The organism is Streptomyces sp. NPDC036822 (genome assembly GCF_055609145.1).
Map to the genome: position 1 here is coordinate 277518 of NZ_JBVJPY010000009.1, position 25091 is coordinate 302608.

At 73.0% G+C, this 25091-nt stretch carries 21 protein-coding genes and 1 pseudogene; 13 read left to right on the forward strand and 9 right to left on the reverse strand.

The window, feature by feature from the left end; genetic code table 11:
* Positions 1-18: 18 nt before the first annotated feature.
* The 4 genes from ACZ68P_RS22210 to ACZ68P_RS22225 form a co-directional block, all read right to left on the reverse strand.
* Entirely contained in the window at positions 19-399 is a 381-nt protein-coding gene (locus ACZ68P_RS22210; RefSeq protein WP_471008717.1) for a VOC family protein, read from the reverse strand.
* A 231-nt stretch (positions 400-630) separates the two neighbouring features.
* Positions 631-2289, reverse strand: coding sequence for a catalase (locus ACZ68P_RS22215; RefSeq protein WP_471008719.1), 1659 nt, complete (start codon positions 2287-2289; stop codon positions 631-633).
* A gap of 318 nt (positions 2290-2607) precedes the next feature.
* Positions 2608-3315, reverse strand: a complete 708-nt coding sequence (locus ACZ68P_RS22220) for a transcriptional regulator (RefSeq protein WP_471008722.1) — start codon at positions 3313-3315, stop codon at positions 2608-2610.
* Between the two features lie 56 nt (positions 3316-3371).
* Complete coding sequence (locus tag ACZ68P_RS22225; RefSeq protein WP_471008725.1) at positions 3372-4904, reverse strand: nucleobase:cation symporter-2 family protein; 1533 nt, start codon at positions 4902-4904, stop codon at positions 3372-3374.
* 574 nt (positions 4905-5478) lie between these two features.
* Here ACZ68P_RS22225 and ACZ68P_RS22230 point away from each other — a divergent pair.
* Genes ACZ68P_RS22230 through ACZ68P_RS22240 form a run of 3 tightly spaced genes read left to right on the forward strand, consistent with a single transcriptional unit; the run spans position 5479 to position 9052 of the window.
* On the forward strand, positions 5479-6879 hold the full coding sequence (locus ACZ68P_RS22230; protein ID WP_471008727.1) for a uracil-xanthine permease family protein: 1401 nt from the start codon (positions 5479-5481) through the stop codon (positions 6877-6879).
* Complete coding sequence (locus ACZ68P_RS22235) at positions 6876-8345, forward strand: amidohydrolase family protein (RefSeq protein ID WP_471008730.1); 1470 nt, start codon at positions 6876-6878, stop codon at positions 8343-8345. The genes ACZ68P_RS22230 and ACZ68P_RS22235 overlap by 4 nt, the downstream gene beginning before the upstream one ends.
* A complete protein-coding gene (locus ACZ68P_RS22240) occupies positions 8342-9052 on the forward strand; it encodes a TSUP family transporter (RefSeq protein ID WP_471008731.1) in 711 nt (236 codons plus the stop codon). Before ACZ68P_RS22235 ends, ACZ68P_RS22240 begins: the two co-directional genes overlap by 4 nt.
* Here ACZ68P_RS22240 and ACZ68P_RS22245 read toward each other — a convergent pair.
* Positions 9036-10079 carry a LacI family DNA-binding transcriptional regulator gene (locus tag ACZ68P_RS22245; protein ID WP_471008732.1) on the reverse strand — a complete coding sequence of 348 codons (1044 nt, stop codon included), beginning with the start codon at positions 10077-10079 and terminating at the stop codon, positions 9036-9038. The genes ACZ68P_RS22240 and ACZ68P_RS22245 overlap by 17 nt on opposite strands.
* Before the next feature lie 182 nt (positions 10080-10261).
* On the opposite strand from ACZ68P_RS22245, the gene ACZ68P_RS22250 reads away from it, so the two are divergent.
* From ACZ68P_RS22250 to ACZ68P_RS22275, 6 genes are all read left to right on the forward strand, one after another.
* On the forward strand, positions 10262-11023 hold the full coding sequence (locus ACZ68P_RS22250; protein WP_471008734.1) for a MerR family transcriptional regulator: 762 nt from the start codon (positions 10262-10264) through the stop codon (positions 11021-11023).
* A 171-nt stretch (positions 11024-11194) separates the two neighbouring features.
* Positions 11195-11830 carry a DUF6230 family protein gene (locus ACZ68P_RS22255; RefSeq protein ID WP_471008736.1) on the forward strand — a complete coding sequence of 212 codons (636 nt, stop codon included), beginning with the start codon at positions 11195-11197 and terminating at the stop codon, positions 11828-11830.
* The gene (locus ACZ68P_RS22260; RefSeq protein ID WP_471008738.1) at positions 11821-12378 is read left to right on the forward strand and encodes a DUF6114 domain-containing protein; all 558 of its coding nucleotides are present in this window, start codon (positions 11821-11823) and stop codon (positions 12376-12378) included. The genes ACZ68P_RS22255 and ACZ68P_RS22260 overlap by 10 nt, the downstream gene beginning before the upstream one ends.
* Positions 12375-13037, forward strand: coding sequence for a hypothetical protein (locus ACZ68P_RS22265; RefSeq protein WP_471008741.1), 663 nt, complete (start codon positions 12375-12377; stop codon positions 13035-13037). Before ACZ68P_RS22260 ends, ACZ68P_RS22265 begins: the two co-directional genes overlap by 4 nt.
* Positions 13038-13279: 242 nt before the next feature.
* Entirely contained in the window at positions 13280-14947 is a 1668-nt protein-coding gene (locus ACZ68P_RS22270) for an FAD-dependent monooxygenase (protein WP_471008743.1), read from the forward strand.
* Between the two features lie 112 nt (positions 14948-15059).
* Positions 15060-16331 (forward strand): serine hydrolase domain-containing protein, encoded by a 1272-nt coding sequence (locus tag ACZ68P_RS22275; protein ID WP_471008746.1) that lies wholly within the window; start codon positions 15060-15062, stop codon positions 16329-16331.
* A 70-nt stretch (positions 16332-16401) separates the two neighbouring features.
* Here ACZ68P_RS22275 and ACZ68P_RS22280 read toward each other — a convergent pair whose 3' ends face one another.
* On the reverse strand, positions 16402-17574 hold the full coding sequence (locus tag ACZ68P_RS22280; protein ID WP_471008749.1) for an AI-2E family transporter: 1173 nt from the start codon (positions 17572-17574) through the stop codon (positions 16402-16404).
* Between the two features lie 161 nt (positions 17575-17735).
* Here ACZ68P_RS22280 and ACZ68P_RS22285 point away from each other — a divergent pair, with 161 nt between their 5' ends.
* A complete protein-coding gene (locus ACZ68P_RS22285; protein WP_471008752.1) occupies positions 17736-18590 on the forward strand; it encodes a DMT family transporter in 855 nt (284 codons plus the stop codon).
* Positions 18591-18630: 40 nt separating this feature from the next.
* Here the strand turns inward: ACZ68P_RS22285 and ACZ68P_RS22290 are convergent, their stop codons facing one another.
* Together ACZ68P_RS22290 and ACZ68P_RS22295 are read right to left on the reverse strand one after the other, a co-directional pair.
* Positions 18631-20040 (reverse strand): FAD-dependent oxidoreductase, encoded by a 1410-nt coding sequence (locus tag ACZ68P_RS22290; RefSeq protein WP_471008755.1) that lies wholly within the window; start codon positions 20038-20040, stop codon positions 18631-18633.
* A 31-nt stretch (positions 20041-20071) separates the two neighbouring features.
* Positions 20072-21244: a polysaccharide pyruvyl transferase family protein gene (locus ACZ68P_RS22295; RefSeq protein ID WP_471008757.1), complete on the reverse strand. Its 1173-nt coding sequence runs from the start codon at positions 21242-21244 to the stop codon at positions 20072-20074.
* Between the two features lie 248 nt (positions 21245-21492).
* On the opposite strand from ACZ68P_RS22295, the gene ACZ68P_RS22300 reads away from it, so the two are divergent.
* Positions 21493-22569 (forward strand): lactonase family protein, encoded by a 1077-nt coding sequence (locus ACZ68P_RS22300; RefSeq protein WP_471008759.1) that lies wholly within the window; start codon positions 21493-21495, stop codon positions 22567-22569.
* A gap of 667 nt (positions 22570-23236) precedes the next feature.
* The gene (locus ACZ68P_RS22305; protein WP_365715737.1) at positions 23237-24154 is read left to right on the forward strand and encodes a S1 family peptidase; all 918 of its coding nucleotides are present in this window, start codon (positions 23237-23239) and stop codon (positions 24152-24154) included.
* Positions 24155-24297: 143 nt separating this feature from the next.
* Here ACZ68P_RS22305 and ACZ68P_RS22310 read toward each other — a convergent pair whose 3' ends face one another.
* Positions 24298-24462, reverse strand: coding sequence for a hypothetical protein (locus ACZ68P_RS22310; protein WP_471008761.1), 165 nt, complete (start codon positions 24460-24462; stop codon positions 24298-24300).
* 119 nt (positions 24463-24581) lie between these two features.
* Between ACZ68P_RS22310 and ACZ68P_RS22315 the strand changes: the two are divergent.
* Positions 24582-24995: pseudogene (locus ACZ68P_RS22315) on the forward strand (hypothetical protein); the annotation flags it as partial.
* Between the last annotated feature and the right edge of the window lie 96 nt (positions 24996-25091).

Here is a 25091-nt window from a genome sequence, read left to right on the forward strand (position 1 = left end):
GGGCGGCGATCGTCCCTGTCAGGGGCCCGGTGGCGCCTCCGTTCCGCCTCGGGTCCAGAGGCAGAACGGATGCCCCACCGGGTCGTACAGGACGCGGACGTCGTCCTGTGGCTGGAACCCGGCGGGCGTCGCACCCAGCGCGAGAGCGTGCCCGACGGCGGCGGACAGGTCGTCCACCTCGATGTCCAGGTGCGCCATCATCTGCTGCGCCGAGGGCGTGGACGGCCACCGGGGCCGGACGAAGTGCGGCTCGCTCTGGAACGAGAGTCCGGCTCCTCCCCCGGGCGGAGCGAGCGTCACCCAGTCCGGCTCGTCGTCCTTCACCGGCCAGCCGAGCAGCGCGCCGTAGAACGCGGCGATTTCCCGGGCGTCGGGCGCGTCGAGGACGGTCGCGGTCAAGGTGCGCCGCGGCAGTGGCTGGGATGGCTGGGATGGCTCCATAGGGTGCCGCTACCCGCCTTCGCGCCGTGTCACCGCCGTAACACCGCCGTGTCACCGCGGAGGCGCTGATCGGCGGGGCGCCCGGCGGAAGGCGTCCGCCAGGACGCGGTGGAGGCGACGCGTCCCGGCACACGCGCGGGCCCCGGCCGCCTCCTCGCGGCCGGGGCCCGTGCGGGTCGGGCGCCGGGCTCAGCGGGTCACGACGTGCCGTTCGTCCGGGACGCAGTGCGTCATGGTGAGGCCCTCGACATCGCGCGGCGGGTTGCTGCCGAGGTTCTCCAGACGCTTGCGGTCGTCGTCCGTCAGGGTCTGACCGGCGAGCGGCTGCAGGTGGGAGACGTCGGACGGGCCGATGCCGAGACCTTCGCCGACGCGCAGGCCCAGCTCGTTCTCCACCAGGAGGAAGTGCCACACCATGCGCTCCTGCACGGCCCGGTCGCACTGGGAGATCAGCGAGACGAAGTTGTGCACGAGGTCGTCCCGCTCCCAGTCCTGCATCAGCTGGTAGCGCTGGCCGGCCTGCTGGTAGTCGTTGGTCCGCGGGATGCGCTTGCGCGTGAGGCGCCCCTGGATCTCGGGCCCCTGCTCGTCGTGCGTCGGGTACTGGCCCTCCCGCAGGCCACCGGTGATCGACGGTTCGTAGTTGACCTCGGGGTTCTCCCCCTGGCCGTCGACGTGGTACGCCATGAAGCCGTCGCGCTGGTTGGTGCGCACGTCGGCGTTCTTGGCCTGGTTGACGGGCAGCTGGAGGTAGTTCGGCCCGACGCGGTAGCGCTGGGTGTCGCTGTAGGAGAAGGTGCGGCCGACCAGCATCTTGTCGTCCGAGAAGTCCAGACCGTCGACCAGGACGCCCGTACCGAAGGCGATCTGGTCGTTCTCGGCGAAGTAGTTGTCCACCGTGCGGTCGAGCACCATCCGGCCGACCGGCTTGGGCGGGAAGTCCTGCTCGGGCCAGGTCTTGGTGTCGTCGAGCGGGTCGAAGTCCAGCTCGGGGTGGTCGTGGTCCTCCATCATCTGGACCAGCAGCTCCCACTCGGGGTGGTCGCCGCGGCGGATCGCCTCGTACAGGTCCTTCGTGGCGTGGCCGAGGTTCTCCGCCTGGACGTTGGCCGCGTCCTCCTCGGTCATGCTGCGGACGCCCTGCTTCGGCATCCAGTGGTACTTGACCAGGACGGTCTTGCCCTCGGCGTCGACCCACTTGTAGGTGTTCACGCCGAAGCCCTGCATGTGCCGGTAGTCGGCCGGGATGCCACGAGGGCTGAAGAGGTTCACCAGCATGTGCATGGACTCGGGGGTCTGCGACATGAAGTCGAAGATCCGCGCGGGCTTCTGCTCGTGCGAGACGGGGTCCGGCTTCAGGGAGTGGATCACGTCGGGGAACTTCACGGCGTCCCGGATGAAGAAGACGCCGAGGTTGTTGCCGACCAGGTCCCAGTTGCCGTCCTCGGTGTAGAACTTCACGGCGAAGCCGCGGGGGTCACGGGCGGCCTCGGAGGAGTCGCGTCCGCCGATGACGGTGGAGAAGCGGACCGCCACGTCCGTGCGCTTGCCGCGCTCCTGGAACAGCTTGGCCCGGGTGAATCGGCTGATCGGCTCGTCGCCCCAGGCTCCGTACGCCTCGAAGTAGCCGTACGCGGTCACGCCGCGGGCGTGGACCACCCGCTCGGGGATGCGCTCCCGGTCGAAGTGGCTGATCTTGTCCAGGAAGTGGTAGTTCTCCAGGGTGGCCGGGCCCCGGGCGCCGACCGTGCGCTGGTTCTGGTTGTCGTAGATCGGATGTCCCTGGCGGTCGGTGAGGACCGGGCGGTCGTCGTCGGGCGGGGATCCCATGCTTGATACGTCAGTCACGGCCGGCTCCTTCGAAAGGTTGCACGTGGCAGCGGCGCCGCCTCGGCGCACGGCCGACCGGCGCGGCAGCCTCCTGGTACCCGCACTATCGATCCTCACGCAGTCGCGGGCTGTTCGCACGCGCTGTCGCCTCGGGCGGGAACCACTCTCCCGTGGCGCACGGGGGGCCGTACGGGCGTCGTCCCGACGGACCAGTCCCGCGCCTGGCCCGCGGTCCGCGGTCCGCACGAGGTGTACGCAGGGTCATTCACGCCTCCCGTACGGTGGCCGCCGACCGCCCGTCCGTCCCGGCCTCGGTCACCGTGGCGAGGGCGCCGTTCAGGACGGAGGCGGCCCGGTGCCGTGGCCGACCAGGTGCAGGAAGCGGTCCGACAGGCCGCGCAACCAGCGCGCGCGCTCGGTGGCGATCTCCTTCAGCCGGGCGTCGTCGCTGCGGGCGACGAGATGCCCCCGGTAGCGCTCGCCGAAGCGCGCGTACTCCTGGTGCAGGGTGCGCAGCGCCTGCGCGACGCCGCGCTCGGGCGCGTCGACGAGCCGCGCGAGGGAGGCGGTGTGCTGTTTCCACCGGCCCTCGACGGCCTGGCGGAGCAGTCCGTCGAGTTCACCGGCCCGTCCGATGACGCGGACCACCTCGTCCGGTTCAAGGCCGAGAGCGTCGGCGAGCAGCACGGTCTGGACGTCGGTTCCGCTCCACCGGTGGTCGCCCTCGGCACGGACGTAGTCGGTGACGGGCATGCCGATGCGCAGCGCCAGCCGCTCGGCGCTGAAGCCCCTGGCCAGCCGGTGCTCGCGCAGGGACCGCGGCCGCAGGGCCATGAGCGTGGGCACGGGGCACCACAGCGCGTCGGCCAGCGCGAGGAGTTCTCCCTCCGAAGGCGCCACCGCCCCGGACTCCCAGGCCGTGACGGACTCGACCGGGCGGCGCACCCCCAGCTGCGCCATGGCGGCGGCGACCTGTTCGGGAGTCAGGCCGATGCGGAGACGGGCGGCCCGGGCCTGGGCGGGTGAGAACGGGGGGTGGAGCACGGGCGGATCCTCGGGGACGGCTACGGAGGCGGCGGGCCTGCCGGAGCGGGGGCGGGTCAGCGGGCCGATGCGCTCTGCGGACCCGTCCCGTCGTCGTACGGCGTGCGGCCGCCGTCGTACGGAACGTGGCCGTCCCCATGGTCGGCGCGGCCGCCGCCGTGCGGGGCGTGGCCGTCACCGCGGCCCGCACCGCCGTCGCCGTACGGGGCGAGGCCGTCGAGTCCTTCGTCGTCCGTCGGCCGGCTCTCGTCGTACGCGGCGAGGCCGTCCCAGTCGATGTCCTCCTTGCCGCGCCGGTTCTCGAAGACGTGGAAGCACAGGTTGAGCAGGACCGCCGTCAGCGTGCCGAGGGTGATGCCGCTGCCGAGGACGGCCCGTACCTCGGTGGGCATGCGCTCGAAGAACGGCGGGACGGCGGTCGGGAGCATCGCGGCGCCGAGGCTGACGGCCAGGATGAGGGCGTTGCGCTCCTCCCGCAGGTCGACCTTGGTGAGGATCTGGATGCCGACGGAGGCGACCATGCCGAACATCGCGACGGCGGCGGCGCCGAGCACGGGGTGCGGGACGGATGCCACGACGGCGCCGGCCTTGGGGACCAGGCCGAGGAGGATCATGAAGACACCGGCGGCGACCACGACGAACCGGCTGGTGACGCGGGAGATCCTGACGAGACCGATGTTCTCCGCGAAGGCCACGTACGGGAAGGAGTTGAAGACGCCCCCGAGCACGGTGGCGACGCCGTCGGCTCGCAGCGCGCGGCTGACCGTCTCGCCGTCGACCTTCCGCCCGGTGATCTCGCCCATGGCGTACACGTCCCCGGTGGTCTCCACCATGGTGATGAGCACGACGACGACCATCGCCAGCATCGGGAAGACCGAGAAGGTGGGCAGGCCGTAGTGGAAGGGCGTGCTGACCCCGAGCCAGTCGGCCTGGTCGACCGCGCCGAGGTCCGCGTCGCCGAGCAGCCAGGCGACGGCGGTGCCGCCCACCAGGCCGAGCAGGACCGCGATGCTGCGCAGGAACGGTCCGCCGAAGCGGATCACGAGCAGGATGAAGAGGAGGGTTCCGCCGGCGTACGCGAGGTGGGCGGGCGCCCCGAAGTGCGGCCCGTCGACCAGGCCCGAACCGCCGCCGACGTCCTGGAGCGCGACGGGTATGAGGACCATGCCGATGACCGTGAGGAGCGTCCCGGTGACGATCGGCGGGAAGTACGCGGTCAGCCTCCCGGCGAAGGGGGCGAGGAAGAAGGCCGCGAGGCCGGCGGTGATCACGGCGCCGTAGACCACGAGCAGTCCGGCGGTTCCGCCGCCCGCGCCCTGTCCGATGGCGATCATGGGGGAGACGGCCGTGAAGGTCGCGCCCTGGACGAGCGGCAGCCGGGCGCCGATCCGCCAGAAGCCCCACGCCTGGATGATGGTGGCGATGCCGGCCGTGACCAGGTCGGCGTTGATGAGGTAGACGAGTTCCTGCCGCGAGAGCCCGAGGCTGCTGCCGAGGATCACCGGCACGAGCACGGCACCGGCGTAGAACGCCAGGACGTGCTGGAATCCGTAGAGCGCGAGGGTGGGGAGCGGGAGGACCTCGTCCACCGGGTGCACGGTGGTGGGGGGTCGTCGGCGTGAGGCCGGTGGTGCCATCTCTGCCTTGCCTTGAGGTAGGTGAACGAGAAGGGGCGCGACGCCGGGCGCGCCGAAGCGGGGGGATCGCGGGACCGGCGGTTCGCTGGGGAGGCCTCGAAGGGGGCGTACGGGCGACCGCGCGGATCAGGCGGTGCACCGGCTGGCGGCACGGGGTTGCCGGTGCGCGGCCAGGCGTCCAGACGTGGAGGCGTGAGGGGGCCGGGCGAAGGCCCGGGCCGGAAACAGATCCTTGCCGACGGGCACGGCACCGCGCAAGGCCCTGGATCGCAGCTCTTGAAGCAAAACCCTTCGGTAACTTACGAATCGATGGTCAAAGGGCCGTGCAAGTGCGGATTCCGTTGCCCTGATCTGAGGCTTCGTCAGCCGGTCAGGGACCGGGCCTCGACGGCCGGGACCCTTGACGGCTGTCTTCCACCCTCCCATACTGACGGCCAAATCGATTTGGCCAAATCGATTTGGCTCCCCGTCCAGGGCCGGATCGCGGCTGAACCAGAGCGTGTCGAACGCCGATCGGAGCTCGAACGTGTCCAGTCCCCGCCAGACCCTTCCCGGTACGGATCCGTCACCGACGCCGGAGCCCACCGACCCCGCACCCGTCCACCCGGTCGACGAGTCCCGCCCCTGGGGCCGGATCCTGCTCTTCGGGATCCAGCACGTCCTCGTCATGGCCGCCACACCCATATCGGCGATCTTCCTGATGAGCGCCACCCTCCGGCTCGATCCCGGCCTGACGGTCGACCTGCTCTCCGCGGCCTTCGTGCTCTCCGGCGCCGGATCCCTGATCCAGTCGCTCGGGCCGTGGAAGTTCGGACCCCGGCTGCCCTTCGTGATGCTGCCGGGCGGCGCGCCGCTCATCCTCTTCCTCGCCATCGCCGAGCAGCACGGGCCGCGCACGGCGACCGGCGCGGTCATCCTCACCGCCCTCTTCGTCTTCGTCGTGCTGCCCCTCTTCTCACGGCTCCTCGCCTTCTTCCCGACCCTCGTCATCGGCACGATGATCGTCATCGTCGGGGTCAACCTGGTGAAGGTCGGCGCCGTCCTGGTCACCGGACGCCCCGGCGAGCCGGGCTTCGCCGACCCTTCCAACCTTCTCCTCGGCATGGCGACGATCGGCTTCACCGTCGTCTTCTACCTGCTGTTCACCGGCGTGCTGCGTCAGCTCGCCGTCATGCTGGGGCTCCTCGCCGGCACCGTGCTGGCCGCCCTCCTCGGGCACATGGACCTGGCACGCGCCGCCGACGGCGGCCTTGTCAGCCTGCCGCAGCTGATGCCGTTCGGTTCGCCGCAGTTCAACCTCCTCGCCGCGCTGCCGCTGATGCTCTACAGCCTCGCCTCGATGGCGGAGGCCACCGGCCAGACCGTCATCAACGCCGAGGCCGTCGGCAAGGACATCGACCGGCGCACCGCCGTCCCCCAGACCGTCCGGGGTGACGCGCTCACCTCCCTCTTCGGCGGATTCTTCGGCCTGCCGCTGATGGTGACGAGCGGTGAGAACATCGGGATCGTCCGCGTCACCGGTGTCCGCAGCCGGTACGTCACCGCCGCGGCCGGCGTGGTCCTGATCGCCATCGGCTTCCTCGCCCCGGTGACCCGCGCCATCAGCGTCGTCCCGTCGGCGGTCATCGGCGGCACCGCCATGGTCGTCTTCGCGGTCATCACCGTGCTCGGTGTGCAGATGCTCGGCCGCTCCGACCTCGACGCCCACACCCACACGTTCGTCTGCGCCGTCGCCCTCGCCCTCGGCCTGCTGCCCATCCTCATCCCGGGCGTGTACGCGGGCTTCTCGCCGAACCTCCGCATTCTCCTGGAGAGCGGGGTCGCCGTCGGGGCGTGCGTCGCCGCGGTGCTCAACATCCTCTTCCACCACGTCCGGCCGGGCATCGCCGCCCGTCTGGCCACCCGCCGTACGGAAAGTGACCGATGAACCAGCTCACCCGCGAGCTCCTAGAAGGGCCCGGCCCGCTCCTGCTCGTACCGGACGCCGTCCTGCTGCCCGAAGGGCCCGCCGACGAGACCGCGGTCGTCGTCGCCGACGGCTCGTTCCGGGCCGTCGGCCCCGCGGCGGAGGTGCGCCGCGCGCATCCACGGCTCGACGCCGTACGGCTGCCCGGCCATCTGCTGATGCCCGGCTTCGTCGACGCCCACCACCACCTGACCCAGAGCTTCGGATCCGCGCTCGCCTTCGGCGAGCCCTCGGAGATCTTCCGGCGGGTCTGGGTGCCGCTGGAAGGCGCGCTGGACGAGGAAGCGGCCTACACCGCGGCCAAGTTGGCGGCGCTCGAAGCACTGCGCGGCGGGTTCACCACCGTCGCCGACGCCGGAACGCGGGCCGCGGTGGACATCGACGTGGTCGCCTCGGCCGCGCGTGACGCGGGGATCCGCTGCGTCCTCGGTCGCGTCGCCAACGACGCGGACGGCACCGCCGAGGACGGCCGGCCGGTCCTCGCCGACGCGGAGAAGCACCTCGCCCGCTACGACCGCGACCCGCTCGTCCACCCCTCCCTCGCCGTCTCCATCCCCGAGGCGGCGACCCCCGCGACCCTGCGGGGCGTCGCCCGCCTCGCGGGCGAGGCGGGCGCCACGCTGCAGATCCACCTCAACGAACATCTGGCGGGCGTGGAGCGCTCCTTGGTCCGGCACGGCCTGCGCCCGCTGGAGTACCTGCACGACCTCGGCGCGCTCGGCCCCCATCTGCTCGCGGCGCACGCCACGCTGCTCACGCCACGCGAGCTGACGCTGCTCGCCGACACCGGGACCGCCGTCAGCTACAACCCGGTGGCCAGCGCCTGGAAGGGCAACGCCGTCGCCCCCGCCCTGACGATGGCCGAGCGGGGCATCCGCTTCGGCCTCGGCACGGACGGGACGCGTGGTGACGGGTTCCGCCTTGCGGAGGCGGCCGAGTTCGCCCAGCGGATCGCGTACGGCCTCGCCACCGGCGACTCGTCGTGCGGTGCCGGCTGGACCTGGCTGGAGGCCGCCACCCGGGGCGGAGCCGACGCGGTCGGCCTCGGCGCGAGGACCGGCACCGTCGCGGCGGGCCTGGCCGCCGACTTCCTCCTCGTCGACGTCACCACCCCCGAGCTCGCCCTCTCCTGGGACGTTCCGTGGGAGCTGGTACGACGGGGCAACCGGGACCAGATCACGGCGGTGTTCGTCGGGGGCCGCCTGCGGCTGTGGCACGGCCGGCCCACCACCTGGGACGGTCCGGCGCTGGTCCGCCGGGCCGCCGAACTGGCCCGCGCCGCGGTGGGACGGGCCCCGGTCACCCGCGTGCACCCCACCTCCACGGCGGCTCGCGGCGCGTCCACCGCGGCCCGGCGCGGCTCCACGGCACCGGCCGGGGCCGGGGCCTCGTCGGGGCCGGCTGCCGGACGGAGCGCCGCGCGGTGAGCACCGACACCCTGGCCGTCCTGGCCGTCACCGTGACCGTCGCCGCGTTCGTGCAGGGCGGCAGCGGGCTCGGCTTCGCCCTGATCGTCGCGCCCGTGGCCGGGATCCTCGACCCCGGCCTGCTCCCCGTGTTCGTCCTGGCGTCGATGATCCCGCTCAACCTGTACGTCGCCTGGCGCGAGCGGGCCTCGCTCGATCTGCGCGGAGCCGGCTGGATCACCACCGCACGGCTCGCCGCCACCCCCGGCGGGCTGGCGCTGCTCTGGCTGATCCCGGACCGCAGCCTCGGCCTCTTCGTGGGCGGCGCCACCGTCCTCGCGGCGGTGGTCAGTCTCGCCGCGCCCGCCTTCACCCCCGGCAGGGCCGCCTACCTCGGCGCCGGCGCGGTGACGGGACTGACGGAGACGGCCACCGGCGTCGGCGGCCCGCCGCTCGCCCTGGTCTATCAGCACCGGCCGCCTGCGGAGCTGCGCTCCACCGTCGCCGCCTGCTTCCTCGTCGGTGAAGTCGCCTCGCTGGCCCTGCTGTTCGCCACGGGGAAGGGGCACCCGGCGGACCTGGGCTGGGCGGTGGCGCTGGCGCCCGCGATCGCCCTCGGGGCGTGGTCGAGCCGACTGGTGCACGACCGGCTGAACGCCTCCCGGATGCGCGTGTTCGTGCTCGGCTTCGCGCTGGTCTCCGGTCTCGTCCTCATGCTGGGGCTGTGACCCGCAGCGACGACGCGCGCGGGATCACCCGCGGCTCGGGCGACGTGACCACCGCACCGGTGGTCACGTCGCCGCGCAGCCGGCCGAGCAGCAGCTCCACCGCGTCGAAGGCCGCGCGGTCCAGGTGGAGGTCGACGGCGGTGAGGGGCGGTTCGCAGGTCCGGGCGCGCAGCCCGTCGTACCGGGTGACCACCATGACGTCGTCCGGTACCGCGCGCCCGCTGTCCCGGACGGCCCGGACGGCGCCGACGGCGAAGGCGTCCACCAGCGCGCACACGGCGTCGATCCCTGGGTGCCGGGCGAGCAGCTCGGCGCAGCGGTCGTAGCCGGCCTGTTCGCCGCCCGCCTCGGGGGCGGTCGCGACGATCGGCTCCCAGCCCTGCTCCTCGGCGAGCCGCTCGTAGGCGGCGCGCGCGTCGACCGACGAGTGGCGCTCCCCGGCGCCGATGATCAGCGCGGGCCGGGCGGCGCCCTGCTCGCGCAGATGGGTGAGGAGCAGCTCGGCGACGAGCCGGCCGTGCAGGTCGACGTACGGCGCCGGCTCCTCGGGGGAGACGGGCCTGCCGAGGGCGACGTACGGCAGGCCGCGCCCGGTGAGGTGGGCCGCCGCCGCGTCGTGCACGTCCGGTTCCACGACGATGGCCCCGTCGATGTCGAGGGAGTCGAGGCCGGATCCGGAGCGGACGGGCGGCACGAGGACGAGGGCGTAGCCGTGCAGCAGCGCGCTCTCGGCGGCCGCGGCGGCGATCTCCATGTAGAAGCCGAGGCGGGACGGCCCGGCGGCCACCGCGAAGGGCATGGAGGAGGCGAGGGCGATGGCCTTGGCCTGCCCGCGCCGCAGCCGCTGGGCGCGGAGGTTCGGCCGGTAACCCAGCTCGGCGGCGACCCGCTTGATGCGCTCGCGGGTTCGGGGGTCGACCTTCCCGAGCCCGTTGAGCGCGTGGGAGACCGTCGTACGCGACACCCCGGCGGCGGCGGCGACGTCGGAGATCGTCGGTGGTCTCGACCCGGCCCCGGATGTGGGCATGTGCCGTCGCTCCTCGCGTGGGCGGAACAGGTGACGCGACCATCTTCGCCGACCCGCGCGGCGGCGGGTACGCGGCCTCCCCGCGGCCGGCGTCAGGGGGCGGCGCGCGAAGGAGCGGAAGGAAGGGGACGGGTTCCGGGACATGGCCGAAACGAGCCCCTGCCGGCATTAGGCTCGTGGCCGTGAGCAGCGAGGCGGCGGGTGACACGGCAGTGGCGGGCGGGGCGCGGTATCGCCGGGAGGAAGTGGCCAGGGCCGCCGGGGTGAAGGTGCGCAATCTGCGCTACTACCAGGAACGCGGTCTGCTGCCCCCACCACGCAGGGAGGGCAGGATCGCCTGGTACTCCGACGAGCACCTCACGCGGCTGCGCCTGATCGACGACCTGCTCGGCCGCGGCTACACCGTGAACGGCATAGCCGAACTTCTGGCCGCGTGGGAACAGGGCGGCGGCATCGCTCAACTCCTCGGCGTGGAGCGGGAGTTGACTCGCGACTGGGTGCAGGAGGAGCCGGTCACGATGACCCTGGCCGAGCTGCGGGAGATGTTCGGCACGGCGGCGACCTCCCAGGACACCCGGCGGGCCGCGGCGCTGGAGTACGTACGGGTCGAGGGGGACACGGTCACGTTTCCGAGCCGGCGACTCCTCGAGGCGACGCTCACGCTGGTGCGGCGAGGGCTGCCGCTGGCGGAGATCCTGGACGCCGGGGACTTCGTGCAGACCCAGGCGGCGGCGGTCGCGGACCGGTTCGTCGACCTGTTCCGGCGGCACGTGATCGGCACGGACGGCCTGGAGCGGCTTTCGGCCTCCCAGTTGGATCACATCGCGGAGGCCGCCGCGGCCCTGCGCCCGGTGGCGGGTGAGGTCGTGGCCACGGAGTTCGCCCGGGCGATGGCGCGCAGGGTGGAAGCGGAGGTCGCCGCTCTGCTCCGTACGGAGCAGTAGGACTTGTCCGAAAGGGCACTCTCCCGCAACCTTGCCAACCACCATTGGCACTCTTACATTCGTCTCCACGGTCATACCGGCGAGTAACGAATGCGCGGAGCCGGATCGCACCGGTCGGGCCGTCTCACAGCACCCCACCCGCCCCACCCCACTCATCCAAGGGGATCCGTCATGGGACACGACGCGAACGACGTAAACCACTTAGAGGCCGCGGAGGACGGCCGGGTGAGATGGCGGCGCTTCGCCGTCCTGACGATCCCGGCCGTCGCCGTCACCGCCGGTCTCGGCATCGCCCTCGCCCAGGGGGCGCTGGCCGCCTCCTTCGCCGTCTCGGGCCAGCAGTTCAAGGTCTCCGCCGAGAGCCTGACCGGCACGGGCTTCGCCCAGTACGGCAGTGTGGACGTCAACGCCCGCAACGAGCTCATCCCGGTGGCGGTCACCGCCATCAAGCAGGCCGAACTCAAGAGCCTCTGCCAGTCGGTGGTCACCACGCTCCCGGTCATCGGCGACATCTCGCTCTACCTGACCGCAGGTCAGAAGGAGCCGGTCGAGGCGACGAACCTCTTCGTCGACGCCACCCAGCTGTCCGGCAACGCGGCCTTCACCAACATCGAGATCGGCCGCGACGCCTCCACGCTCGACAAGGGCCCGGACGACGCCCAGGGCATGCAGGACCTGTTCGCGCAGCAGGCGGACACCGTCACCATCACCAAGCTGCGGCAGACGGCGTGGGCCACCAACGCCGGCACCTTCAAGCTCTCCGGCCTGAGCATGAACGTCAGCAAGGGCAAGAAGGAATGCTTCTGACCCGCTCGCGGACGCGGTTCCGGCGGTGGCGACGCAGCCGGCCGTTCTGGGGCGGTCTCTTCGCCGCCCTGGCGGGGGCCGAGATCTGCGTCCTGCCGCTCGCCCCGATGAAGGTCATGCTCACCCAGGGCGTGGCGGGCATCCCGTCCGTCCTGATGGGCCTCGTGATGATCGTCCTCGGCGTCTCCGTCTGGTTCGCGCCGCACTACCGCACCCTCTCCGGGATCCTCACCACCCTCATCGCCTGCGCCGCGCTGGTGCTGTCGAACCTCGGCGGCTTCCTCGTCGGCACCCTGCTGGGCATCCTCGGCGGGGGACTCATGTTCGCCTGGCAGCCGCGCACCCCCACGCGCGGCACGCCCGGCAGGCCCGGACGACCCTCCGGAGCCGACCGTACCGACGGAACCGACGGAACCGACGCACCGCACGGGACCGACCGGGCCGACGGAACCGCACGGTCCGAGGACTCCACGGACCGCACGGATCCCGCACCGCACGTCACCGCCAACCCCGCTCCACTCCCCGATCCCCAAGGAGCACAGCCATGAGCCGCACGCGCACCCTCGCCCCCCTCGCCCTCGGTCTCGCCGCCGCCGGCGCGCTGACCCTCGGCGCCGCCGCCGCGACCGCCGCGCCGTTACCCTCGGCGGCGGCCGGTTCGACCACCGTCACCCCGGCCGGCCACGCCTTCAAGGCCACGCTCAGCGGCAAGGCCACCCTCAAGGCCGGTTCGGTGACCGTGACCTGCTCGGTCTCCGTCTCCACCGGCACCGTCCCGGCGGCCCCGGGCAACCACAACCCGGCCGGCCCGGTCTCCTCGCCGATCACCGCCCCGACGTACAGCTCCTGCACGTCCAGCATGCCGGGCGTGACCCCGACCGTCACCACCAGTGGCGCCTGGCAGGTGTCCATGCAGAACGGGGCGCCGATCACGGCGACGATGACCGTCCCGGTGGGCGGGCTCGTGGTCAAGACGACCGGACTGGCCACCTGTACGGTCGTGGCCGCGCCCACCGCCGCGGCGGCCGTCCCCGGTGCCTGGGCCAACGGCGCCCCGCCCAGCCTGACGTTCACCAACGCGTCGGTCCCGGTCAAGGTCACCGGCGGCTTCGGCTGCCCGACCAGCGCCACGGCGTCCACCTTCAACGCCGTCTACACGGTGGCCGACACCACCGACCCGGCCCAGCAGATCACCGTGGCTCCGTAGCCCTCGTCAAGGGCGCACAGTACCGAGCGACGAACGACGCCGGGCGTGGGGTGCCGTACGCGGCACGCCCCGCCCGGCGTCTTCGCGCGTCTCCGGTCCGCCCGCGCCTCCGTCCCCACGCTCCTCACGACTTCGGGCGGCTCCCTCCGGGCCGGGAGCGCTCCTCGCCCCGGAGGTGCAGCGGCCCGCACCGCGCCCGACCATGAGAGAGGAGGGGGGCCGCTCGTCAGGAGGCGCCGGTGATGCGTGACAGCAGTGACCACTCCACGGACGTCCTGGTCGTCGGAGCCGGACCGGTCGGGCTCACCGCGGCGGCGGAGCTGCGCAGACACGGCGCCACGGTCCGGATCGTCGACCGCCTGCCCGCGAGACTGCCGTACGCGAAGGCCGTGGGCATCCAGCCCCGCACCCTGGAGGTCTGGGACCGGATGGGTCTGGTGCGCGAGGCGCTGGAGGCCGCGACACCGATGCGCGGCCAGCTCCTCTACGTCAACGGCGCCGAGGCGGGCCGGTTCGAGCTCACCATGCCGCCCGAAGTCCCCTACGGCTTCGCGGCGCTGCCGCAGTACGAGACCGAGCGCATCCTCGAGGACCACCTGGCCCGCTTCGGGACCAGGATCGAGCGCCGCACCGAACTGGTGTCGTTCCTTCAGGACGAGACCGGGGTGACCGCCCGTCTGAACTCCCCTGCCGGTGCGGCGGGGACGGGCGCGGAGGAGGTCCGCTGCCGGTACCTGGTCGGGTGCGACGGCGCGCACAGCGCCGTACGGAAGGGGCTCGGGCTCTCCTTCGAAGGGGGCGCGTTCCCGGAGGAGTACATGCTCGGCGACCTCCAGGTCGACTGGGACCTGCCGGCCGGGTACGGCGTGCGCTCCCTGCACCGGGGCGAGGACGGGGCCGTGGACGACGGCCTGGTGTGCATCCCGCTGCCGGGACCGGGCCGCTACCGCGTGTCGATGACGGTGCCGCCCGAACTGTCGGCCGCACGGAAGGCGCAGGACGCCGCGGGGGGCGCGGACGGCGTGGCCCACGGGCTCGAAGGCGGTGCAGGGCCGGCGCTCTCCGACCTCCAGGCGGTGCTCGACCGGCTGTCCCCGCGGCCCGTGACGGCGTACGGACTGCGCTGGTCGTCGGTGTTCCGCATCAGCCACCGGCTGGTCGACCGGTACGGCGAGGGGCGGGTGTTCGTCGCCGGGGACGCCGCCCACATCCATCCCCCGACCGGTGCGCAGGGCATGAACACCGGAATCCAGGACGCCTGCAACCTGGCCTGGAAGCTCGCCCTCGCCGTCGAGGGCGCCGCGCATCCCCGACTGCTCGCGAGCTACGACGCCGAGCGCCGGCCGGTGGGCGAGGAGGTCGTCGGACGGACCGTCCGGCACGCCGCCGAGGGGGTCCAGGCCGACCCCGAGGACCCGGCGACACTGCTGCTGCGCGAGGCGCAGCTGCTGGTCGGCTACCGCGGCAGCCCGATCGTGGAGGGTACGGAGCCCGGCGTGAACGGGACCGTCCCGCGCGCCGGGGACCGCGCGCCGGACTGCGGCGGGCTCGTGGGCCGGATCGCCGCCTATCCGTCGCGGCTGTACGACGTGTTGCGCGACCGCGGCCACGTCCTGTTGCTCTACGGCGGCGCCGAGGGAATCTCCGGGCTGCGCGAACTCGCCGACCGGGCGGAGCGGTCGGCGCCGGGGTGGCTGGAGGTGTGCGCCCTGCTCGCCGGGGACGGCGCGCCGGTCGAGGAGACCGGGCTCCCCGTCTACCGCGACGCGCGGGGCGAGTTCGCGCTCCGCTACGGCGTCGGGTCCCCCACCGCCTTCCTGGTGCGGCCCGACGGATACCTGGGCGCGCGGCTCCCGCTCCCGGCCGGTGAACAGCTCGCCGCGCACCTCGCGACCGTGTTCCGTGCGTGAGGCCGCCGCGGCCGCTCCCCGCCGGACTCGTCCGCGCTCGTCGCGCGGGTGCGGGGGGCCCGGCCTAGCCTGAAGAAGGAGTTCTGTCCTCGTCTGGCAGGGAGGGTCTGCCGTGAGGTACTCACCAGCGCGTTGGCGCCGGCTGTGTGTGGGTCTGACCGTGGTGGGGACGCTCGCAGTGCCGCTCTCCGCCGGATCCGCGTACGGTGTGACCGCTCCGGCCGCCTCCGTGGCGGCCGGCACTGCGCCCTCTCCCCCGCCGCCGCCCTCGCCCTCCGGAACCGAGTTCGCCGAGCTGTCCCCGGCCGTCGCCGAGCGGCTGGACGACGCGATCCAGCGGGTCATGCGCGAGGCCGAGGTGCCCGGGGTCCTCGTCAGCGTCTCGGCCCCGGGCAAGGGGAACTACGTCCGGGCCTTCGGTGTCGCCGACAAGGCCACCGGAGAACCGATGAACCCCGGGCTCTACCTGCGGATCGGCAGTGAGACCAAGACCTTCACGGTGACCGCGCTGCTCGAACTCGTCGACCAGGGCAAGGTGGGCCTGGACGACCCGATCGGGAAGTACGTCCCGGGCGTGCCCAACGGCGACACGATCACCTTGCGTCAACTGGCGGGCATGCGCAGCGGGCTGTTCAACTACTCGGCGGACCCGGACTTCGACAGGGCGCTGCTCTCCGACCCCGAACGTCCCTTCACCCCGCAGCAGTTGCTCGACTACTCCTTCAAGCATCCGGTGAACTTCCAGCCGGGCACGCGGTTCGAGTACTGCAACACCAATCTGATCCTGCTGGGGCTCGTCGTCGAGAAGGCCGGCGGCATGCCTCTGAAGGAGTTCCTCCAGCGGAACGTCATCGGACCGTCCGGACTGCGCCACACCGTCTTCCCGACCGACGCGGCCTTCCCCAGCCCGCACGCCCAGGGCTACACCGACCAGACGGCGTCCGGGAAGGTCGAGAACTCCACGAACTGGAACCTCTCCTGGGGCTGGGCGGCGGGAGCGATGATCTCCCAGCTCGGGGATCTGCGGACCTGGGCCCGGGTCGTCGCCACCGGCACCCTGCTGACGCCTGCCACGCAGGCGGAGCGGCTGAACACACAGCCGACGACCATCCCGGGGGCCGACTACGGCCTCGGCATCTTCGACGTGCAGGGCTGGATCGGCCACAACGGCTCCCTGCCCGGCTACGAGTCCCTGACGATCTATCTGCCCGAGGTGAAGGCGACGCTGGTCGTCATGCTCAACACCGACATCCTGCACGACGGGGTGGAACCCAGCACGCTCTTCGGCCGGGCGATCACGCAGATCGTGTCCCCGGACAACGTCTACAACCTGCCGACCCCGGTGGCCCCGCCGAAGTCGCCGTCCTCATCCCCCTCTTCCTGACCCCGGCCGCGCCCGCCCCACGACGCCGGCACGGTGCCGACGGCACGTCCGACGTCCCAGGACGCACAGGTCACCGCCCGGAACTCTCGGCGGTGGCCTCCTCCCCGCCGCCCTTCCCGTCCGCGCTGTCCCCTCCGTTCCCGGTGGTCCCTGAAGGCCCGTCGCCCCCACCGGCCTCGGCGTCCCCGCCGCTGCCCGTCCCGCGCCGCAGGGCGGTGTAGACCGCCCAGACGACCGACACCAACGGCACCGCCACCACCGCGCCCACGATGCCGGCGGCGACCGAGCCGGCGATCACCGAGATGGCCACGACCAGGGGATGCAGCCGCACCGCCCAGCTCATCACCAGCGGGTGCAGCAGATGGCCCTCGATCTGCCCGATCACCACGATCAGGCCGACCACGACGGCCGCCACCAGCGGGCCCTTCGCGGCGAGGGCCACGACGGCGGCGACCGCGAGGGCGACCGGCGAGCCGATCAGCGGCACGAACGCCGCCATGAACTCCAGCAGCGCCAGCGGCACGGCCAACGGCACCCCGAGAAGCCACAGCGCGACGCCGACGAGCACGGCGTTCGTCGCGGCCACCAGGACGATGCCATGGGTGTAGCCGGTGAAGGTCCGCCAGGCCGCGCGTCCGCCGATCTCCGTGCGGCCCCGTACGGAGCGGGGCAACTGCTGCTGGAACCACGCCCACTGGCGCTCTCCCGAATGGAGGAAGAACACCGAGCTGAACAGCGCCAGCGCCACCGCCGTCAGGACCTCCACGAGCCGGGCCGCCCCGCTCATCGCCTCGCTGAGCAGGGTCGAGCGGTGACTCGACAGGAACTGTTCGAGCCGGGCCTGTACGTCCGACAGCGCGTTCGGGTTCAGCCGGAGCGGCGGCTGCTCCAGCCAGTGCTCGATCCGGTCGACGCCGTCCCGGAACTCGCGGACCAGCGTCGTCCGCTCCCCCGCGACGGCCTCCCCGACCAGCGCGAGGACGCCGAGGACGAGCGCGATGCCACCGAGGAGGGTCAAGGCGACCGCCACCGAGCGGGGCAGTCCCCGCGCGACGATGTCGGTGACCGGGCGCAGCATCGCGGTGATCACCAGGCCGAGGAAGACGGCGACGCCGATCTCGTGGAAGCGTCCGAGCACGGCGAACAGGGCGTACACGAGCGCCCCGACGACCAGCAGCCGCCACGCGTACGCGGCGGCGGTGCGGAGGAACGGAACCACCGGCGAGGGTGTGCCTGGCTGCATGACCGACGAGGTACCACCCCGGCACCGCCCGTCCACGCCCCGGGCCCGACATTCCCCCGCCCACACACCGGCTGCGTCCGGACGGGCGAATGCCGGGCGAACCCCCGCCGAACGACGGTGTCGGCACCGGGCCACCCGCCGGCGGCGGTGACGATCGGAGGATGGGTGTCATCCTGCCGATCGTGTTCTCGGTCTTCGCCGCCTTCAGCAACGCGCTCGCCACCGTGCTGCAGCGCCGCGCCGCGCTCACGGTCCCGCAGTCCGAGGGGTTCCGGCTCGGTCTGATCCTCGATCTGCTGCGCCGCCCGCTCTGGCTCGCGGGCATCGTGGCGGTGATCGCGGCCGGCGTCGGCCAGGCCGCCGCTCTGGCGACGGGGCCCCTGGCTCTCGTCCAGCCGCTCTTCGTGCTGGAGCTGCCGCTCGCCCTGCTGATCGCGTCGCTGATGACGCGGGAGCGCCTTCCGAAGGCGCTGTGGCTGGCGGTGGCGGGGGTCGTGGCGGGGCTGGCGATCATGCTGGTGGCGGCCTCGCCCTCCGGGAACCGCACCCACGTGGCGCTGGACCGGTGGCTCCCGGCGCTCGCGGTCTGCGCCGTCGCGGTGGTGGTGCTGGCGGCGGCGGGCCTGCGCCGGCCGCCGGGGCGGGCCCGGGCGGCCTGCCTCGGCTCGGCGACCGCGATCTGCTACGCGCTCACCGCGGCCCTGATGAAGACGTCCATGCACATCCTGGACGAGGGCGGCCTGTCCGCCTTCCTGACGTCATGGCAGACCTACGCGTTCTGTCTGACCGGCGTCGCCGCGCTCCTCCTCCTCGAACACGCCATGCAGGGCGGTCCCCTGGTCGCCTCCCAGCCCGCGCTCACCCTCGGTGACGCGACCATCAGCCTCATGCTGGGGATCCTGCTGTACGAGGAGCACGTCCGCGCGGGCTGGTGGCTGGTGCCGCAGCTGATGGGCGTGGCCCTGATCGTCTTCGGCGTCTTCGCGCTGGCCCGCAGCGGGGTCAGCGCGGCCTAGGTGTGCATCTGCCGGAGCTTGCTCATACCCGGGCCTGGCGTCACCGGAGGTTGGCGCCCTGGGCGAGGAGTTCGCGCCGGACGGCCGCGGCCGGGACGTCCTGGGGGCGCTTCCCGCCGGTCGCCGCGAGGGCGGCGCACACGCCGGCGGCCTGACCCGTGGCCATCGAGATCGGCATGACGCGGTAGGAGGAGTGCGCCACGTGATCGCCGGAGATGCACCGCCCGGCGACCAGGATCCGGTCCGTGTCGCGGGGCAGGAGGCAGCGCAGCGGGATGTCGTACGACTGTCCGCGCGGGAGCCGCTTGAGCGTGGTGCCGCGGCCGCTCGGGTTGTGGATGTCGACGGGGTAGGCGCCGCGCGCGACGGCGTCGTCGAACGTACGGGCGCTCAGCACGTCCTCGCCGGTCAGCCGGTACTCCCCGACGACCCGTCGGGTCTCCCTGACCCCGACCTGGACGCCGCTCTGGACGACGTACGAGTCGGCGAAGCCCGGCACCCGGTCGCGCAGGAAGCGGGAGATCTGCGCCATCTGGCGGTGGGCGGCGAACTCGGCGCGGGTGAGGTCCCAGACGCTGGTGCCGAGCACCTCGGTGACGCGGGTGGAGTTGACGGCGATCTCGCCGGTGTTCGGGGTGGCGAAGAAGAGGATGTCCTCGCGGGGGAGGTCGAGTTCGCCGGCGTCGGTGGCGGCGCGGACCAGGTCCCACAGTCCGTGCACGCCCTTCCACTGGTCCGGGTGGGCGCGGGCGTACGCGGTGAACTCCTCCTGGTCGAAGCGGACCATGCGGAACATCAGGGTCATGGGCTGGGTCCAGCCGTCCTCCGGGCGGCCGATCTCGTACGCGGCCCCGGCCGCGGCGGCGATGTCGCCGTCCCCGGTGCAGTCGACGATCACGTCGGCGTCCACGACGAGCGGCCCCGACTTCGTCTCGAACACCGCCCGTGCGCGGTCGGGCAGCTGGACGACGCCGGAGGCGAAGGCGTGCAGCAGCGTGCGGACCTCGTGGGTCTCGAGGAGTTCGTAGAGCACGAGTTTGAACAGCTCCGCGTCGAACGGCACGGTGTAACCGGTCTCGATCGAGGGGCGGATCGCCGCGCCCTCGCGCACGAGGTGGTCGAGCAGCATCCACAGCACGCCTCCGACGACCGGCTCGCCCTCGCCGTGGTCGGGCGGCAGCAGGCGTGCGGAGTCGCCGCCGACGGCCTGCTTGACCTCGTTGTGGAAGCTCATCAGCGGCATCACCAGTGCCGCGGTGGCGTTGCCGCCGAGGAACCCGTACCGCTCCACGAGGGTGACTTGGGCCCCCGCGTTCGCGGCACCGATGGCCGCGCCGATGCCGGCCGGTCCGCCGCCGATCACGAGGACCTGGGTGGAGCCCGCGTGCAGCGCCCGGCGCGGGGGCAGGTCCACGGTCCGCGGGACGCGGGGCGGCATCAGGTGGGACACGGTTCCTCCCGGGGGGCCGGAGGCCGGCGGGTCAGCCGGTCGGGGTCGCGGATGTCGGGGCGGTGTGCAGGGCGAGGGGCCGGGGGGCGGCGCGGTCGAGGTAGGCGACGAGCAGGTCGGCGGTCTGCCCGGACCGCAGGCGCATGGAGGCCGCACGGGCGGCCGTGTGCGCCGCGCGGGCGGGCCGCTCGTCCCACAGCCGGTCCACTTCCGCCAGGAGCAGTCCCGCGGTCTCCCGGACGACGCCGCGCAGCGCCGGCGCGCCGATCTGCTGGGCGAAGTCGAAGACCTTGCCGGCGTAGGGCAGGGGCAGCAGCGGGATGCCGGCGAGCGCGGCGAAGATCAGGAAGTGCAGTCGCATGCCGATGGCCAGGTCCAGCCGGCTGACGATGTCGAGGACCTGTTGGGGGCGGTAGTTGCCGTGCAGGACCGAGCAGCGCTCGGCGTCGGCCATCCGGGAGACCACGGCGTGGGAGTGGCGGATGTCGTCGCGTTCCATCGGCAGGAAGACGAGGTGGGCGTCGAGGCGGTGGACGAGGAAGTCGCCCACGGTGGCGAGGAGCTGGTGGTAGCCGTCCTCGTCGAGGTGTTCGGCCGCGCGACCGGGCTCGCGCACGCTCATCCCCACCAGGCGCACCCCGCGCGGTACGGCCTCGGCGCGCAGGAGCGCGTCGCCGCCGTCGCCGGGGGCGAGCAGCAGCGCCGGGTCGGCGGTGACCGTGACGGGCCGGGTCAGGCCCGCCTCTTCGAGGACCAGCTTCGACTCCTCGTCGCGGACGGTGACCTCGGCCGCGTCCGAGAGCGTGGCGCGGACCCATTCGCAGTCCGACTCGTCGGTGAGCGGCCCCGCGCCGAGGGCGTAGGTGAAGACGGGGACGCCGAGGTCCTGGGCGGTGCGGACCAGTCGGAGATAGCGGCGCGCCTCGGTGTTGTAGAGGATTCCGCCGCCGCCGAGCACGAGCACGTCGAGGCGGCGCAGGTGTTCGGAGATCCGCTCCCGGCACACGCCCTCCCAGGCGACCACCTCGGCGTCCGGATGGGCGGCGCGGCTGTGTTCGGGATGTCGGGAGAAGAGGACGATGCGGGCGTCCGGGCGACCGGCCCGCAGACGCTCCAGCATCGCGGTGAGGATGGCCTCGTCGCCCACGTTCCGGCCTCCGTAGGACCCCAGGATCCCTACGGTCACGCTGCTTCCGTCATCCATGATCGGTCCGCCTCACCCGTTCCACCGGCAGATGTCTCTTCTGGCCGCCCCGAGCACCGGGTCACGCCTCCGGCGGACGCGGCGCTTTGCGGACACTCCCTAGTCCAGTTCACCCCATCGGGGAATTTACGCATCTCGGGATGCGGCAGGGGGTCGCGGAGGGCCGCGAACGGAGTAGGGCGTGGTGACCGCGGCGCCCGTCCGGTCGTTCAGCCCCGAACGGATCCGAACGAAGGAAAGGTCATCTCGTGGACGGTGTGGAGGAGAGGGAGCGGACGGACCGCGGCGCCGGGGCATGGGCGTACATCGGCTCGTTCACCTCGGGTGGCGGGCGCGGCATCACCGTCGCGGCCGTCGACGCGGACAGCGGCGCGCTGATCCCTCGTACCTCGGTCGGGGCCGTCGAGAACCCGTCCTGCCTCGCGCTCGCGGCGCGGACCGGGGTGCTCTACGCGGTGGGCGACACGGAGCGGGGTGTGGTCGCGGCCTTCCGCCCGTCCGGCGGGGGTATCACCGCGCTCGGCGCGGCGATCGAGGCAGGCGGCTCGGGCCCCACCCATCTCTGCGTGGCGGGGAGCAGGCTGCTGACCGCCAACTACGTCTCGGGCAGTGTCAGCAGCCTCGCGGTGGGCCCGGACGGCGCCCTCTCCGGGCCTCCGGTCGTGCTGGCGCACCAGGGCTCGGGGCCGGACGCGGACCGGCAGGCGGGGCCGCACGCGCATCAGGTCCTGCCCGACCCCGGCGGGCGCTGGGTGCTGGGCGTGGACCTGGGCAGCGACGCGGTGCGGGTCTTCGCGCTGGATCAGGCGAGCGGGGCGCTCCGGGTGCACACCGAGACGGCGCTGCGGGCCGGTTCGGGGCCGCGGCACCTCGCCTTCCACCCGGACGGAGAGGTGGTCTACGTACTGCACGAGCTGGAGCCGCAGATGACCGTCTGCCGCTGGGATCCGGAGGGCGGTCTCCTGGAGCCGCTCACGGAGGTGGTGATCGACGCCGACGGCGTGCCCGAGGACGTACGGCTGTATCCGTCCGTCGTCCACGTCTCGCCCGACGGTCGGTTCGTCCGGGCGGCGGTGCGCGGCAGCAACACGATCCTGACGTTCTCCCTCGCGGACGGGGCGGAGAAGCCGCAGCTCACGAGCGTGGTGGACTGCGGGGGAAGCTGGCCTCGCGATCTGGTGACCGACGCCGAAGGCCGCCGGCTGTACGTCTCCAACGAGTGGTCGGGGGACGTCACCTGGTTCGACCTGGATCCCCGGACGGGAGAGCCGCGGCGGGCCGGCGCGGTCGAGATCCCCGCGGCGGCGTGCGTGGTCTTCTCCTGAAGAGGTGGGGCGGTACGGGGCCGGGGGCCGGCACGGCGGTTCCCTGGGGCGTCGGGAACCGGACACCGGTCCGCACCGGGCGAAGGGAACGATCGCGGGCATTGAGGTGATCACGGGAGCCGTGCCACCGGTCTTGGGCCTCCTCCCCTCCGGTCCCTGTGCCCGAGGCCCCCGCTCCCGTCCCTGCCTCGGGTCGCCCGCAGCTCTGTGCGCCCGCTACCCCTTGCGGGGCGCGTGGCGGAGGGAACCCGGCACCCGCGCCGGGGGCGGCGGCGCGGAAGGGAGGCGGGGGCGGCGGGTCGACTGAGCTGGAGAAACGGTAGGACCCCCTCCGCTTTCTCGTGCCACCACCCAAGCTTCAGGGGGGCCGACGGGCCGCTCCTGAAGGGTCGTCAGAAAACTTCTGCAAGCGTTTGCACTCCACCACCCACCCGCCCCGGACGCACGCAGGCGAAAGCGGACGCCCCTGCCTCCGGCGCCCTGGACCGCGTGAACGCGCGTAGATCGGCCGAATCGCGTCCTTGTCGCGAACACCCCGCGGATCCGAGGATTCCTCTCGTCGGGATTGACAGGTCCATGGCGGAGCACCCTCCGTCGCGGGGCCGCCGACACCGCTTCGAGGGCCCGCCCACCCAGCGGGCCCCCCACTCCCCCACCGGAGGATGCAGTGAACCTCAAGCGCCTGTCCCCCCTCGGCGGCGTCGCGAAGGGCGCACGGCTGATCGCCGTGGCCTCCGCGCTCCTGGCCGCCTCAGCGCTTGCCGTCCCCAGCTCGTCCGCGGCGACCACCGGAGACGTCCGGGCCACCACCGCCGCACTCGCCGCCGTGGACACCGCCGTCCGCGGGGCAGACGTACCCGGCACCGCCTGGTACACCGACCAGGCGACCGGCAAGGTCGTCCTCACCGCCGACTCCACGGTCTCCGCCGCGGAGATAGCGAAGCTCAGGCAGGCGGCCGGCGACCGCGCCGGCTCCCTGGAGATCAAGCGCACGCCGGGCACCATCAGCAAGCTCATCGCGGGTGGCCAGGCCATCTACGCGGGCGGCGGACGCTGCTCGCTCGGCTTCAACGTCCGCAGCGGCTCGACGTACTACGCCCTGACCGCCGGTCACTGCACGAACATCGGCAGCACCTGGTACACCAACTCGTCCAACTCCACCCTCCTGGGCACCCGGACGGGCTCCAGCTTCCCGAACAACGACTACGGGATCATCCGTCACTCCAACGCCTCGGCGGCGGACGGCCGGGTCTACCTCTACAACGGCAGCTACCGCGACATCACCGGCGCGGGCAACGCCTACGTGGGCCAGTCCGTCCAGCGCAGCGGCAGCACCACCGGCCTGCGGAGCGGCACGGTCACCGGCCTCAACGCCACCGTCAACTACGGCAACGGCGACATCGTCTACGGCCTGATCCAGACCAACGTCTGCGCCGAACCGGGTGACAGCGGCGGCTCGCTGTTCTCCGGCACCACCGCCCTCGGACTCACCTCCGGCGGCAGCGGCAACTGCTCCAGCGGCGGGACCACGTTCTTCCAGCCGGTGACCGAGGCCCTCAGCGCCTACGGCGTGAGCGTCTTCTAGTCCGACCCTGCAGCCACACACGCCAGAACCGCGCAGGACCCGGCGGACCTCGCGGTTCCGGCAGGACACGGACAGACCCTCGCGGGCACTTCGGGCCGGCGGACCCCTCAGGGGCCGCCGGCCCTCCGCCGTGTCACGGCGGGTCAGACGGTGAGACGCGCACACCGCCGGCAGGCCCGGGCCGAGGCGGCCAGACCGGCGTGCGACACGGCCGCGAGCACCCCGGCGAAGGCGAGCACGGGCCAGTCCGCGGCCAGGAGGGAGGCGGCGGCGAGGGCGAGCACCGCGACCGCCATCGCCACACTCACGGTGGTGCCCGTCCACCCGACGGCGGCGGGCAGAGCGTCCGGCGCGGGCAGGCGCCGGGCGAACGTGCCGGTGACGGCGAGCGCCGCCGCGGCCGGCAGGGCGGCGACGATCGCGAGCCGCGGCCTCGATGTTCCCCCGCTACGCCCGCCAGGCCGCCGGCGGTGCCGACCCGGACGGGCGGGCCGCCGGAATCGCCGCCCTTCTCCACCGCGTCTGCCGCGGCTATGCCGCCGCCGGCCTCGCCGTACCGGCTCTCGGCCTCGCGACCGGCGCCGCGCTCGGCGTCCTCACCGACGCCTGGCTGCTCGCGTCGCTCGCGCTGACCCTGATCGCCGCGGGGCTCCTCGCCCTGGCGATCCTGCCCGGCCAGCGGCGGTTGCTCGCGACGGGCGACGAGGCGCCCCCGGCCTCCGAGGAGGCGGTGCGTTCCACGGCGGCCCGCCTGACCATGCTCACCGCCGTCTTCCACGTCCTCCGGGTGGTCGTGGTGGTGCTGATGATCGTCAGGCCCGGGTCCACCACGAGCGCGTGACGGAGCGGCGCGTACGCCACCGGCCGGGCAAAGCGTCCGGGGGCCGGGCACCCGGCTCTTAGGCCACAGAGGTGATCTCTGTTTCAGCGGCGACAC